Source organism: Nocardiopsis eucommiae, assembly GCF_965344335.1.
Taxonomy (GTDB): Bacteria; Actinomycetota; Actinomycetes; order Streptosporangiales; family Streptosporangiaceae; genus Nocardiopsis; species Nocardiopsis eucommiae.
Genome location: NZ_CBDRIY010000037.1, coordinates 1 through 13,961, shown reverse-complemented (window position 1 = coordinate 13,961; position 13,961 = coordinate 1). Strand labels below are relative to the sequence as shown.

11 protein-coding genes are annotated in these 13,961 nt (G+C 72.0%); 3 read left to right on the top strand and 8 right to left on the bottom strand.

Annotated features, from left to right (window positions below):
• Positions 1 to 8 precede the first annotated feature (8 nt).
• The 5 genes from ACRWK8_RS20985 to ACRWK8_RS20965 all read right to left on the bottom strand — a co-directional run bounded on the left by ACRWK8_RS20985 (position 9) and on the right by ACRWK8_RS20965 (position 3,324).
• Entirely contained in the window at positions 9 to 1,226 is a 1,218-nt protein-coding gene (locus tag ACRWK8_RS20985; RefSeq protein ID WP_431872367.1) for a GTP-binding protein, read from the bottom strand.
• Between the two features lie 98 nt (positions 1,227 to 1,324).
• Positions 1,325 to 1,630 (bottom strand): 30S ribosomal protein S14, encoded by a 306-nt coding sequence (gene rpsN, locus ACRWK8_RS20980; RefSeq protein WP_378739696.1) that lies wholly within the window; start codon positions 1,628 to 1,630, stop codon positions 1,325 to 1,327.
• The gene (gene rpmB / locus ACRWK8_RS20975; protein WP_378739698.1) at positions 1,630 to 1,866 is read right to left on the bottom strand and encodes a 50S ribosomal protein L28; all 237 of its coding nucleotides are present in this window, start codon (positions 1,864 to 1,866) and stop codon (positions 1,630 to 1,632) included. The genes rpsN and rpmB overlap by 1 nt, the downstream gene beginning before the upstream one ends.
• 100 nt (positions 1,867 to 1,966) lie before the next feature.
• Positions 1,967 to 2,218, bottom strand: a complete 252-nt coding sequence (gene rpsR, locus ACRWK8_RS20970; RefSeq protein WP_431872364.1) for a 30S ribosomal protein S18 — start codon at positions 2,216 to 2,218, stop codon at positions 1,967 to 1,969.
• A 2-nt stretch (positions 2,219 to 2,220) separates the two neighbouring features.
• Positions 2,221 to 3,324: a CobW family GTP-binding protein gene (locus ACRWK8_RS20965; RefSeq protein ID WP_431872362.1), complete on the bottom strand. Its 1,104-nt coding sequence runs from the start codon at positions 3,322 to 3,324 to the stop codon at positions 2,221 to 2,223.
• Positions 3,325 to 3,711: 387 nt separating this feature from the next.
• Here ACRWK8_RS20965 and ACRWK8_RS20960 point away from each other — a divergent pair, with 387 nt between their 5' ends.
• Entirely contained in the window at positions 3,712 to 7,134 is a 3,423-nt protein-coding gene (locus tag ACRWK8_RS20960; protein WP_431872360.1) for a phosphodiester glycosidase family protein, read from the top strand.
• A gap of 64 nt (positions 7,135 to 7,198) precedes the next feature.
• Here ACRWK8_RS20960 and ACRWK8_RS20955 read toward each other — a convergent pair whose 3' ends face one another.
• Together ACRWK8_RS20955 and ACRWK8_RS20950 are read right to left on the bottom strand one after the other, a co-directional pair.
• The gene (locus ACRWK8_RS20955; protein ID WP_431872358.1) at positions 7,199 to 8,944 is read right to left on the bottom strand and encodes a helix-hairpin-helix domain-containing protein; all 1,746 of its coding nucleotides are present in this window, start codon (positions 8,942 to 8,944) and stop codon (positions 7,199 to 7,201) included.
• A gap of 82 nt (positions 8,945 to 9,026) precedes the next feature.
• On the bottom strand, positions 9,027 to 9,533 hold the full coding sequence (locus tag ACRWK8_RS20950; RefSeq protein ID WP_431872356.1) for a MarR family winged helix-turn-helix transcriptional regulator: 507 nt from the start codon (positions 9,531 to 9,533) through the stop codon (positions 9,027 to 9,029).
• Between the two features lie 88 nt (positions 9,534 to 9,621).
• Between ACRWK8_RS20950 and ACRWK8_RS20945 the strand changes: the two genes are divergently transcribed.
• Positions 9,622 to 11,886, top strand: a complete 2,265-nt coding sequence (locus tag ACRWK8_RS20945) for an LLM class flavin-dependent oxidoreductase (protein WP_431872354.1) — start codon at positions 9,622 to 9,624, stop codon at positions 11,884 to 11,886.
• A gap of 24 nt (positions 11,887 to 11,910) precedes the next feature.
• Here ACRWK8_RS20945 and ACRWK8_RS20940 read toward each other — a convergent pair whose 3' ends face one another.
• Complete coding sequence (locus ACRWK8_RS20940) at positions 11,911 to 12,864, bottom strand: aldo/keto reductase (protein WP_378739715.1); 954 nt, start codon at positions 12,862 to 12,864, stop codon at positions 11,911 to 11,913.
• Between the two features lie 185 nt (positions 12,865 to 13,049).
• Here ACRWK8_RS20940 and ACRWK8_RS20935 point away from each other — a divergent pair, with 185 nt between their 5' ends.
• Positions 13,050 to 13,889: an undecaprenyl-diphosphate phosphatase gene (locus ACRWK8_RS20935; RefSeq protein WP_378739718.1), complete on the top strand. Its 840-nt coding sequence runs from the start codon at positions 13,050 to 13,052 to the stop codon at positions 13,887 to 13,889.
• Positions 13,890 to 13,961: the final 72 nt, after the last annotated feature.

Genomic DNA, 13,961 nt, shown 5'->3' with positions numbered 1-13,961 from the left:
GACCGGGGTCAGGCGGGCTGAGGGTGGTCGTGCACGCCGTGCACGTCCCATTCCGGGAAGGGGTCCGGCAACCGGTCCCAGGGGGAACGGAACTCGTCCTCGGTCAACAGGCAGGAGCGCAGGGCGGCCTCCAGCGCCTCCCGCCGCAGGTCCTGACCGATGACGACCAGCTCCTGACGGGGACTGACCGGCTCGCTGTCCACGAGGTCCTCGGCGGTGTATCCGAGGGACGGTCCGTCGGCGGGATCCCAGACTCCAGCCGGCTCGAAGCGGGCGACCGGCCCGGCCTGGGACCACAGCCCCGTCATCCTGGGGCGGCTCGCCAGCCAGAAGAACCCCTTGGTACGCAGGATCCTGCCGTACCCGGCCCGCTCGAACCCGGAGGTGACCATCCCCCAGAGACGTTCGGGGTGGAAGGGCCGGTCGGAACGGAACACCAGGCTGGAGATGCCGTACTCCTCGGTCTCGGGCACGTGGTCGCCGTTGAGTTCGGAGACCCAGCCCGGGGCCCGGGAGGCTCGCTCCATGTCGAACAGGTCGGCCCCGACCAACTCGGCCGGAGACACCCGCCCGTGTCGGATCCGCAGGACCCGAGCCAGGGGGTTGAGCCGCCTGACCGCTGCCTCCACGCGGTCGACCTGGGCCTCGGTCACCAGATCGATCTTGTTGACCAGGATCAGGTCGGCGAACTCCACCTGGTCGACCAGCAGGTCGCTCACCGTCCGTTCGTCGTCCTCGTAGGCGTCCAGGCCGCGCTCGGCCAGGTCGTCGCCGGTGTCGAGTTCGCGCAGGAACCCCGTGGCGTCGACCACCGAGACCATGGTGTCCAGGCGCGTCCCTTCCAGGAGCGGGGTGCCGTCGGGCCCGGGCACGGCGAAGGTGGCCGCCACCGGCATGGGTTCGGAGATACCGCTCGACTCGATGAGGAGGTGGTCGAAGCGACCTCGCGCCGCGAGAGCGGCGACCTCCTCCAGCAGGTCGTCGCGCAGGGTGCAGCAGATGCAGCCGTTGGTCATCTCCACCAGCCGCTCCTCGGTCCGGGACAGGTGTCCCTCGCCCCTGACCAGGTCGGCGTCGATGTTGATCTCGCTCATGTCGTTGACGATCACCGCGACCCGCAGGCCGTCCAGATTCCCCAGAACGTGGTTGAGCAGGGTCGTCTTGCCCGCTCCCAGGAACCCGGAGAGCACGGTCACGGGGAGTGTCGTCGGAGCGTTCGTGCCCATGTCTTGCTCCTTCTTTCGGCGGACCGGAGGGGGCGGTTCCCGGAGGGGTCCTCCGCTCCGGGAACCGTGGGACCGCTCGGAACCTGCGGGTTCCGCGGCTACCAGCTGGACTTGGTGACTCCGGGGAGTTCACCGCGGTGAGCCATGTCCCGGAACCTGATCCGTGACACTCCGAACTTCCTCAGATGGGCGCGGGGGCGACCGTCGATCACGTCCCGGTTGCGGACCCGGGTCGCGCTGGCGTCCCGTGGTTGGCGCCTCAGTTCGGCGACGGCCGCGGCACGCTCGGCCTCACCGGTGTGCGGGCTCCTGATCAGGCGTTTGAGCTCGGCCCGCCGCTCGGCGTAACGTGCGACGATCGCCTTCCGCTGCTCGTTACGGGCGATCTTGCTCTTCTTGGCCATCAGACCCTCTCCCCTCGGGCGCGGATGTCGGCGACCACGCGTTCGATTCCGCGCGCGTCGATGACCCGCATGCCCTTGACGCTCAGCCGCAGCCTCACGAAGCGCTGCTCACTGGGAAGCCAGTAGCGCTTGTTCTGGATGTTGGGGTCGAACCGACGCTTGGTGCGTCGATGCGAATGGGATACGGAATTCCCGAAGGTCGGTGCCTTCCCGGTCACCTGGCAGACTCGGGCCATGGTCTTTTCTCCTTTTCCTTGAGGGCCGTGCTCGATCCGTTCCTCCGCTGTGCTGAGAACGGACGCGACGGCTCCGCATTCGGGTCGCGGCCTGACGCGGTCAGTTCTGCCTGGTCGAAGAGGGATAGGGCAGGAGGGCCATCTCGCGGGCGTTCTTGATCGCCGCCGCGATCAGCCGCTGTTGCCGTGCGGTGACACGGGTGACGCGGCGGCTGCGGATCTTGCCCTTCTCCGAGACGAACTTCCGCAGCAGGTTGGTGTCCTTGTAATCGACGTGGGTCGCTTCGCCCAGCGGATTGGCGAAGGAGCGCCTGCGCGGCGTCTGCTCGGTACGGCGCTTGCTCGGGGTCATGGTCACCCTTCTGAGAACTCGGCGAACGGGTCGTTCTGGAACTCCTGGCCGACTTCGGTCTCGGTGGCCAGACACGAGTCCAGGAGTGCGAGGAGGGACGCGGTGTCCATGCCGACACCGGTGAAGGACAGGTGTTGGCGACGGTCGCCCACGGTCGGGTCCCAGTCGAGGAGGGCCGTGGCACGCCGGTCCGGGGAGACCAGGTCCATCGCCGCCTCGGGCAGTGCGCTCAGCCAGGGGCCGCCGCTCTCCACCATGAGGAGGTCCTGGTGGGATTCCCAGACCAGGAGGGTGTCCGGCTGGCTGGCCAGCCAGAACCTTCCCCGGCCGCGAAGGGACGTCGCGACGATGCGTTCCAGGGCGTCGGAGAGCCTCTCCGGGTGCATCGGGCGCTTTCTCGTCCAGGTCACGGTGCTCACTCCCCGGGTCTCGTCATGGTCCAGGTAGTGGGCCCAGGCCGGGTTGAGACGTCGGTGCGCGGACTCCGGGTCGAACCGTTGGTCCAGGAAACCGGAGAGGTCGGCCCCCGAAGTGACGATCGCCGCGGCGGGGTTGAGCTGCCGCAGGAGGGCCCGGGCGTGGGAGTGACCCCCTTCCGTCGACAGGACCAGCACATTGGCGTACTCCACCTGCCGGTTGAGGACTTCGGCGACCGTGCGGGTGTCGTCCTGGGCGATGTCCATCCCGCGGTCGCCCAGTTCGTCCGGGCTGCCCACGTCGGAGGTGAGCCGGGACGTGTCGACCACCGTGGCGACGGAGGCCAGCCGGAGTTCCGGCCGCGCGGCGATGCTCTCCGCGATCGACCGGGGTTCCAGGCCCTCCCAGGAGTCCACGACGCACAGGTCGTGTCGACCGTCGGCCGCGTGGCGCAGGAGGAAGGGGAGGAGGTCCTCGCGCACCGTGCACGAGGCACAGGCGTGGTCGAGTTCCACCTGCTCGCTCCTGCTGGTGCCGGAGGGATCCCGCACCACGCGGCGCACGACTCCGTCACCGATGTCGCCCATGTCGTGGTGAACCGCGACCGACCGGGGGACGGTCCTGAGCAACTCGTCCACGGCCTCCGTGCGTGCCTCCGCGTGCAGGCCGGTGACCAGTGCGATGCGCATCGGGCGCTCCTCTCCTGGGCTCGCAGTAGTGAAAATGAAAACCGTTTCCATACTCTACACAGTCCGAGGGAGTGCCCGCTCCGGTGGGTGGGTCCGAGCGGATCGGTTCGGGGAGCGGCTGAGCGGATGCGGAGCACGGCGGCCACGAAGGGACACCGTCGGTCTGCTTCCTCGTGGCGAACGGACGGTTCCCAGGTGAGATCTCGTGCCCCTGGGGCGCCCCCTGAAGGTGATCCCTGAGCGGCCCCCGCGCGGTTCCCGTCGTTGAACGGGCCCCAGGGTGAGTGGGAGAACCACACCGTTCACCTCCTACACAAGGGAGGGAGCGGATGGTAGGAAGTTGACGCACAGGGCCTTCCTGATCCCCCAGCCGCCCGGAGGCATTCCATGAATCGCCGGTGGTCGATCCGTTCGCGCGCGAGTGCCCTCGTGGCCGCGGGTTCCGTCCTTCTCCTCGCCCTCACCCCGGTCGCGGGCGCCGCCGACACCCGCGACGACCCCCGGGAACGCACCGGGTTCAGCGAGACCGTCGAGATCCCTCCGCCCGGCTCCGTCCCGCGGGCCGACGATCCGGCTCCTCGATTGGAGACGTTCGACTCCGAGCGCCCGGTCGCCCCCGGCGTCACGCTGACCTCCTTCGACGCCTACGGGCCGGACGGCTACACGGGAACACCCACCTGGCTCCAGGCCGACCTGCTGACCACGGACCTGACCGGCGGTGTCAGCGTCGACTACCTCTTCCCCGGCCAGGTGACCGGTCGGGAGGCCCTGAGCACCCAGGCCGACCGGGTCGGCGCGGTCGCGGCGGTGAACGGCGACTTCTTCGACATCAACGCCTCCGGCGCGCCCCAGGGAGTGGCGGTCCAGAGCGGTGAACTCATCCAGTCGCCCATGACCAACGACTACCGGGAGTCCTCCGCCGTCTTCACCCCCGACGGGCTCGGCTCGATCGGTGAGGTGTTCTTCGAGGGCACCATCGAGCTGCCCGGCACCACCGCGTCGTTGGACGCGATCAACAAACCGGCGCTGGGCGCCGACGAGATCGCGGCGTTCACCCCGCTGTGGGGGTCCTACTGCCGCTGCCGTGTGGTCGAGGACGCCTCGGACACACGGGAGGTGGTCGTCACCGACGGGGTGGTCACGGAGGTCGTGGAGAACCCCCGTGAGGGGGAGATCCCCGAGGACGCCTTCGTCCTGGTCGGTCGTGAGGAGGGTGCGCGGGCCCTGGCCGACCTGGCGGTGGGTGATCCGGTCGGGATCGACTACGACGTGCGCGCCAGCGGTGACCAGGAGATCCACGCCGCCCTGAACGGCCGCCAGATGCTGGTTGTCGACGGCGAGGTGCGGCGGGGTTCGGCGGGCGACAACACCCCCGGCGCGCCGCGCATGGCGATCGGCTTCTCCGAGGACGGCTCGCGGATGTACCTGCTCAGCGTCGACGGTCGGCAGCCCTCGTTCGCGGCGGGCGTCGGCCTCGACGAGCTGGGCGAGATGATGGTCGAGGCCGGGGCGCACACCGCGGTCAACCTGGACGGCGGTGGATCGGCCACCATGGTGGCGCGCACCCCGGGCGCCGACGAGGTGCGGGTCGAGAACCGCCCCTCGGACGGAGAAGAACGACTCGTGCCCAACGGCCTGGGCCTGTTCGCCCCCGAGGGCAGCGGCAGGATCGACGGCTTCTGGGTGGAGACCAGGACCACCCCCGAACGCGCCGACGCCTCCGGATACGTCGCACCCGTGCGCACGGACCGGGTCTTCCCCGGACTCACGCGGACACTCACGGCCGCGGGCCACGACGAGACCTACGGGCCCGCCGAGGCGGTGCCGAACTGGCGGTCCGACGACAGCGGAGTCGGCGTGATGGACCGCGACGGCGTCTTCACGGCCAGGTCGGCCGGGACCGCCACCGTCACGGCCAGCAAGCTCCGGGCCAGGGGCGAGATCGACCTGACGGTCCTGGGCGAGCTGGCCAGGATCGAGACCACGCCCGAACGGGTGGGGCTGGCCGACGCGGAGGCCTCCGCCGTGGTCCAGGTGACCGGATACGACGCGGACGGGTTCGCGGCGCCGATCGAACCGGAGGACGTAGAGCTGACCGTCGACGAGAGCGTCGCGCGGGTCTCGGTGACCGAGGACGGACGCTTCGAGATCCGGGCCGCCACCGAGAGCGGTTCCACGCTCGCCACCGTGCGGGTCGGGGACGTCGAGACGACCATGGCGGTCACCGTGGGGCTGGAGGAGGTCGTCGTCGCCGACTTCGAGGACGCGGCCGACTGGACCTACTTCGGTGAGCGCGCGGACGGGGACGTCGCCGTGGCGGAGGGGCGCCAGGGCAAGGGCGTGCGCCTGACCTACGACTTCACGGCCTCGACCGGAACCCGTACCGGTGGCGTCCTGCCACCGGGGGAACGGGAGATCCCCGGCCAGCCGCAGGAGCTGCGCGCCTGGGTGCACTCCGAGGGCAACGGCGAGTGGGCCAGCCTCCAGGTCTGGGACGGTGCCGGGCAGCTGGTGCCCGCACTCCGGGCCGGATACCTGGACGAACCGGGGTGGCGACAGCTGGTTTTCACCGTCCCGCCGGGCACGCAGTACCCGCTGTCGCTCCGCCGTGTCTACTTCGCCGAGACCGAACCCGGGGCGAGCTATGAGGGCGAGGTGGTCATCGACGAGCTCACCGCCCTGGTTCCGCCGCCGATCGACGTCCCGCCCGCCGAACCGGTCGTCGATCCGGTGGTGGCTCCCGGCGCGACGGTGGCGGCCCAGGACTGGAGGTTCGCCGTCCTGTCGGACGCGCAGTTCGTCGCCCGCGACCCGGACAGCGAGATCGTCGCCTACACACGGCGGGCGCTCCGGGAGATCCGCGCCACTGACGCCGAGTTCCTCATCATCAACGGCGACTTCGTGGACGAGGCCGCACCGGAGGACCTCGAGCTGGCCCGTCGGATCCTCGACGAGGAGCTCGAAGGGGAGCTGCCCTACTACTACGTGCCGGGCAACCACGAGGTCTCCGAGGGGACACTGGACAACTTCCGGGAGGCGTTCGGTGACTCCCACCAGGTGGTCGACCACCACGGGACGAGGTTCGTCCTCCTGGACACGGCGCGTCTGTCCTACCAGGCCAGCGACTGGTCACAGCTGCGGCTGCTCCGGGAACAGCTGGACGCGGCGGCCGACGACCCCTCGGTGACGTCCGTCGTGGTCGCCCAGCACGTGCCCCTCCGCGACCCGCTGCCGACCCGGGCGAGCGAGCTGGCGGACCGCAAGGAGGCGGCCACCGTGGAGAACTGGCTGTCCGGATTCCGGGCCGAGACCGGCAAGGGCGCGGCCTTCATCGGCGCTCACGTGGGCGTGTTCCACGCCGACCGGGTCGACGGGGTGCCCTACGTCGTCAACGGCAACGTCGGCAAGAACCCCTCGGGCGGCCCCGCCGACGGCGGCTTCACCGGGTGGTCGCTGTGGGGCGTGAACACCGGCGGGCACGAGGAGGACTGGGTGGTGACCGAGTTGCGTCCCCACGTGGACGGGCTGGAGCTGGCCGCACCCGCCTCGGTCACCGTGGGAGAGCAGGCCGAGGTCACCGCGACGGTGGGCAACGACGGCACCTCGGTGCCGGTCGCCCCTCCGGTCAGCGCCGACTGGTTCGGCTCGGACGACGTGCACCTCGGTCCGGGCGACGACGCCGGGCCCGACCACGTCGCCGCGTTCGACCCCGCGACCGGACGGTTCACCGCCCTGGGGGAGGGGACCGTGGAGCTCGGCGTCACCGTGAACGGCGTCACCGAGCGGGTGAGCATCGCGCTCCGGCCCTGACGGCGACCTGGCGGTCGTGGTCCGGCGCGGAACGGCCCGGGGGCGGGAGCCCGGGCCGGGGCGCTCAACCGGTGCGGAGGATCAGGGCCAGGCGGGTGGTGCGGTCCGGGGCGAGCGTCTCGCGCACACCGGTCTCCAGGGCGCCGTCGGTGGCGTCGACCACGGACACGTGACGGGTCGTCCTGGTCAGGGCCGTGTACGCCTGCGGGCGGGACACCGGGACCTGGGGCGGGAAGACCGCCACTACGGCGGGCCAGCGGCTCCCGTGGGCCACGGCCACGCTCACCGCCCAGCCCGGGCGAAGGGCGGAGGGATCGGTGACGGTGACCCGGGTGCCGTCGGTCAGTTCGATCACGGCGCCCTCGGTCACCTCGCGCAGGTGACCGGTGTCGCCGGGGCCGTAGCCGGGACCCCCGGCGGTGAGCACCACGCGGTCGCCCACGTCGAAGCCGCCGTGTGCTCCCGGGCCGGGGTTGAGGCGCTCCTTGCAGGCGGCGTTGAGCGCGCGGGCACCGGCCGGGCCGTCCTCGCGGCAGGTGATGACCTGAACCTGGTCGGAGCCGATCCCCAGAGCCCGGGGGATGGAGTCGGTCACCAGTTGCGTGACGCGGTGGGCGGCCTCCTCGCCCGAGGCGGCCGGGACCCGCACGACCTCGCGGTCGGGCGCCTCCACCTCGGGCCAGTCGCCCTCGGCCACCGCGCGGGCGAGCACGGCCACGGGGGAGGGCTCGGCGTCGTCGGCCACGACCGCCACGTGCGCGGTTCGCGAGGCGGCCACGTCCACCACCACCCGGCCAGGGGTGGCGGAGGGGGCCTGGTCCGGGTCGGCCAGCAGCACCAGGTGGGCGTCGTCCACGCAGGCCGACACCAGGTCGGCCATCCGGGCCACGCCCAGGGACATCGACTCGCAGAGCACCACGATCCCCGCAGGGGCGGGTTCGCCGGACAGCAGGGCGGCCAGGGACACCGCGCGCACGGGCGGCTCTCCCGCGCCCAGCAGCCGGTCCAGGTCCGCGTTGACGGCGGCGGCGGTGGGTGCGGTGGGGGTCACCACCGCGATCCCCACCTGGCTCTCCCGCGCGATCGCGGCCAGGCAGAGCAGGGCCCGGGCGGTCTCGGCCTGGTCTCCGGGGCCGTGGTGCACCACGGTCACCGGGCGCATGGTGGCGGTGAGCAGCGCCTCCCGGGTGGTCTCGGAGATCGCCAGTCCGTGCTCGGTGGTGGCCGCAGCCAGGGTCTCCGCGGCGGTCATCGGGTCCATGATCGGCTCGCTGCCGCCGATCAGCCGGAGGAGCTGTTCCCCGAGCCGCTGTTCGGCGTGGCCGACGTCGTGGAGGGCGTAGTGGCGCTCGGGGTCGGGCAGGTCCGGTACCTCCGGGACGCCGCCCTCCTCGAAGTCGAAGTCGTCGTCCGCCTCGTCGCCGCCCTCGAACAGCGCGATCTCCTCGGCGGCGACCGCCGCCTCCAGCGCGGAGCGGGGGTCGGCGATCCCGAGCTGGCCGACCACCGTGGCCAGCCTCTTCTCCTCGATCGCGGTGTGGCCCCGGCGGGCGGCGGTGCGCAGCGTGTGTCCGACCAGGGCGCCCAGGCGGCGGGGGTCGTCGGGCCGCGCGGCCTCGCCCAGGTGCCTGCGGGCGCAGTAGTCGGCCTGCTCGACGGTCACCTCGGGCAGGCGCAGGAGCAGCCAGGGGTTGGCGTCCAGTTCGGCGGCGGGTCGGGGGCCCAGCGCGGACACCAGGCGTGGTGCCAGGGCGTGCGGGGCACCCATCCGGTCAAGGACGGCTAGGACCTTCTCGACAGCCTCGGACACCGGTTCCCCTCGTCAGGTGGTTCGTGGACTCGGAGGGAGCCTACCGACTCGCGGCGACACGCGGTGTCCGCCGTCCACAGGCTCACGTGTCCCGGGTCACCTGGAGGACGGCGGCGCAGGGGTCGGTGTCGGGGGAGGCCTCCTGCACGGCGGTGGCGGCCGCCGCCGCGGCGGTACGGAAGAGCGCTCGGGTGTCGGCGTCCAGGCCGCCCAACAGGCGTTCCTCCACGTGCTCGACCAGTTGGCTCGCTTTGGCCAGGACCTCGGAGCCGTGGTCGGTGGAGCACACCCGCCGCACCCGGCGGTCAGCCGGGTCGGCCCGGCGCCGGACCAGGTCGGCGGCCTCCAGGTCGTCGATGAGGTAGGTCATCACGCTGCGGTCGATGAGCAGGCGCTCGGCCAGCGCCGCCTGCGTGGGGGCGTCGCCTCGGGAGGCGGCGGCCAGCACGTGGTAGCCGCGGCTGCCGTGCGGGAGGTCGTCGAGGGCCGCCTCCACGTGCTCGTGCCAGCGGCGCAGCAGCACGGCCAGGGACCAGCCCAGGTTGTGGTCCCCGATGCCGGGGACGGGCTCCGGCGTGGTGGGTGTCATGGTCCGAGATTACCAGGAATAGGTGTTGGGTCAGATAAGTTGACCTGAACATCATTTGCACGACAAACGATCCCCGGGAGACCAGGCCATGCCCGACTACGGACACCCCCTGGAGTTCGGCACCTTCCTCACGCCGACCGCGCGGGACCCCGACCGCGTGGTCGGGCTCGCGGAACTCACCGAAGCCGCGGGGCTGGACCTGGCCACCTTCCAGGACCACCCCTACAACCCGGACTTCCTCGACACCTGGACCCTGTTGAGCTGGGTCGCCGCCCGCACCGAGCGCCTCCGTGTCTCCGGCAACGTGATCAACCTTCCCCTGCGCCCGCCCGCCGTCCTGGCCCGCGCCGCCGCCAGCCTCGACCGCCTCTCCCAGGGCCGCTTCGAGCTGGGACTCGGCGCGGGGGGCTTCTGGGACGCCATCGAGGCCATGGGTGGCGGACGCCGCACCCCCGGCCAGTCCGTGGACGCCCTCTCCGAGGCGATCGACCTCATCCGGGACGTCTGGGACACCGACGAACGGGGCGGGGTGCGCCGCCAGGGTGAGCACTACTCCGTCCACGGCATGAAGCGCGGCCCCGAGCCCGCCCACGACATCCGGATCTGGCTGGGCGCCTACAAGCCCCGCATGCTCCGCCTGGTCGGCGCCAAGGCCGACGGCTGGCTGCCCAGCCTCGGCTACGTCCAGCCCGAGGACCTGGCCGGGCTCAACGCGACCATCGACGACTCCGCGCGCGAGCACGGCCGCGACCCACGGCAGATCCGCCGTCTGCTCAACCTGACCGGCGCCGCCTTCTCCCCGGCAAGCGGAGGCTTCCTCCAGGGCCCGCCGGAACAGTGGGTGGAAGAGCTGCTGCCCCTGGTCCTGGACCACGGGTTCGCCACGTTCGTGCTGCCCACCGACGACCCCCGCGCCATCGACACCTTCGGGCGGGAGGTGGCGCCCGTCCTGCGCGAGGCGGTCGAGCGCGAACGCGCCGGCGCCGGAACCCCCACCGGCCCCGCCCGCCCCGCCGCCGCCCTCACGGCTCGCCGTTCCGGCATCGACTACGACGCCGTCCCACACGGCCTGCGCGACACGGCGGTCGAACCCGGCGACCAGGGGTTCACGAAGGTCCGGCACGGATACATGCAGCGGGGCCGCCCCGGGCTCGTCCTCCGCCCGACCGCCCCCGACCAGGTGGTCGAGGCCCTGGCCTACGCCCTCGAGCAGGACGCGCCGCTCAACGTGCGCAGCGGCGGACACGGCATCAGCGGCCGCTCCACCAACGACGGCGGCGTGGTCCTCGACCTCGGCCGGATGAACGCGGTCGAGGTCCTGGACGCCGGATCCGGTCTCGTCCGGCTCGGCGCCGGCGCCCGCTGGGGCGAGGTCGGCTCCGTCCTGCACCAGCACGGCCTCGCGATCAGCTCCGGCGACCACGGCGGAGTGGGCGTCGGCGGGCTCGCCACCACCGGGGGCCTGGGGTACATGTCCCGCGCCCACGGGCTGACCATCGACCGCCTCACCGCCGTGGAGCTGGTCACCGCCGCCGGTGACCAGCTGAGGGTGGACGCCGAGCACCACCCCGACCTCTTCTGGGCGGTGCGCGGCGCCGGGGCCAACTTCGGCGTGGTCACCTCCGTGGAGGCGGTGGCGGCGCCGGTCCGGGACGTCGTCCTCGGTCAGTTCGCCTACGACGCCTCGGACACCGCGGCCTTCCTCCGGACCTGGGGAGAGGTGGCCGAGGCCGCGCCACGCGAGGTCACCGCGTTCCTCACCCTGGGACAGGCCCGGGGCGGCCAGGGACCCGTGGCGCAGGCCATGGTGGTGTTCGCGGGGGACGACACCGACGCCGCCGTCCGGGCCCTGGAACCCTTCCTCAAGGTCGGCCCGGTCCTGGACCAGCGCGCACAGGTCGCTCCCTACCCGGCGCTCCTGGTCGGGCACGCCGGTCCGCACGAGGGCGGCGGGACCCCGGTCGCCCGCTCGGCGCTGCTGGAACACGTGACCGACGAGTCCGCCGAGGCCATGACCCGCGCGCTCGCCACGGGTGACGCGTACTTCATGCAACTGCGCCAGGTCGGCGGGGCGGTCAACGACGTCGCGGCCGACGCCACCGCCTACCCGCACCGCACGGCCCAGTTCTCGCTGGCAGCCATGGGACGCAGCGCCGAACCCCTGGACCGCCGCTGGGCGGAGCTGGGCGAGGCGGCGCGGGGGCTCTACCTGAGCTTCGACACGCGCACCGGCCCCGAGGTCCTGGCCCAGGCCTTCCCCGAACCCGCGCTGGGACGCCTGCGGGCCCTCAAGGCCGTGTACGACCCGGACCACGTCTTCGACCAGAACTTCCCGATCCCACCCGGTACCTGAACCGGGCGCCGTGGGCCCGGGCCCTCAGCGCTCGGGTCCGGCGGTGGCGTCGTCCAGGGCGTCGCGGATCTTGGGCGGCAGGCGCACACTCTCCACGGACAGGATCTCCTCCAGTTGGGAGAGCGTGCGCGGGCCGACCACGGCGGCGGCCACCCCCTCCTGGTCGCGGGCCCAGCTCAGCGCCACCGCGAGCGGTGACACGCCCAGGCCCTCGGCGGCCGTGCACACCGACTCCACCACCCTGCGGCTGCGGTCGTCGAGGTAGGGCTCCACGTAGGGCGCCATGTGCGGGAAGGCGGCGCGCGAGTCCGCCGGGACCCCGTTGCGGTACTTCGCGCTGAGCACGCCCCGCCCGAGCGGGGACCAGGCGATCACGTGCGCCTCACTGGCCGCCGCGGCCGGGCGCAGCGCGTGGTCGGCGCCCCGGTTGAGCAGCGAGTACTCCGTGCCCGCGCTCACCAGCGGCACCCGTCCGGGCTGGGCGCGCTGCCAGGTCGCCAACGTGGCGAACTGCCAGGCCTTGAGGTCGCCCGTGCCCACGTAGCGGGCCTTGCCCGAGGCGACCGCCGTCTCCATCGCGGACAGCGTCTCCTCGGGTGGCGTACACGGGTCGAACACGTGCAGCTGCCACAGGTCCACGTAGTCCGTCTGGAGACGCCGCAGGGAGGCGTCCAGCGACGCCAGGAGGTGGCGCCGCGAGCCGTCCACCGGCCGGTACGCCTCCGGCGTGTGCCCGCTCTTGGTGGCCACCACCACGTCCTCGCGGCGCACCGTCCCGCGCAGGAGCCGCCCGAGGATCCGCTCGCTCTGGCCGCCCGTGTAGATGTCCGCCGTGTCCACGAGCGTGCCTCCCGCGTTCACGAACGCGGTGAGCTGCTGCCCGGCCTCCTCCTCGGAGGTGTCGTTTCCCCAGCTCATCGTGCCGAGGGCGGTACGAGACACCCAGAGCCCTGATCTGCCCACCTGTCGCTGTTCCATGCGGCGGAGATTACCGTGTTCATCGGAAGTAGGCCCTGGGTACATCTTCGCTGCGTACTGTCGGTGTGGGCCGGACCAGCGCCGACACGCGTCCTCTCGTCTCGCGGGCCGTCCGGGCCGACACCCCGTCCGGTTCGTGTCCGTGCCCCGAGGGGCCCGGACCCGTCACGAAAGTCCGTATCCGAGTGTCCATCTTCGAGGCGGTCGTTCTCGGCCTCATCCAAGGACTCACCGAGTTCCTGCCCGTGTCCTCAAGCGCCCACCTGCGCGTCTTCGCGGCCTTCTTCGGCTGGTCCGACCCGGGGGCGGCGTTCACCGCCGTCAGCCAGATCGGCACCGAACTGGCGGTGGTCGTGTACTTCCGCAAGCGGGTGTGGGCGATCATCTCCGTGTGGTGCGGATCCCTGGTCAACCGGAACCTGCGTGGCGACGTCAACGCCCGTATGGGCTGGTACATCATCCTCGCGACCATCCCCATCGGCGTCCTGGGCCTGCTCTTCGAGGACCAGATCGACGGAGTCTTCCGCGACCTGCGCCTCATCGCCCTCTCTCTCATCCTCTTCGGCCTCCTCCTGGGCGCCGTCGACCACTTCGCCCGCAAGCAGAACGAGCTGGAGGACCTCACCCTCGGCCGGGGCCTGACCTTCGGTCTGTTCCAGACCCTCGCGCTGATCCCCGGCGTCTCCCGTTCGGGCGCCACCATCACCGGCGGCCGTCTGCTCGGCTTCACCCGACCGGCCGCGGCCGAGTTCGCGTTCCTGCTCGCGATGCCCGCCGTGTTCGCCTCGGGCCTGTACAAGATGCTCGACATCGGCGGCAACGAGTACGCGGGCTGGGGCGCCACGATCGTCGGCACCCTGGTGGCGTTCGTGATCGGCTACGTGGTCATCGCCTGGCTGATGAGGTTCATCACCACGCACAGCTTCATGCCGTTCGTGTACTACCGCATCGCCCTGGGCGTGCTCATCATCGTGCTGGTCACCACCGGAGTGCTCTCCCCGCAGGGCGGAGCCGGGGTCGGATAGCCGCTCCCGCCCGCGCACAGTCCGGACGTCCCCGGCCGTTCCCCGCCTCGGGGGGGGGGAAACCCCCAGGGG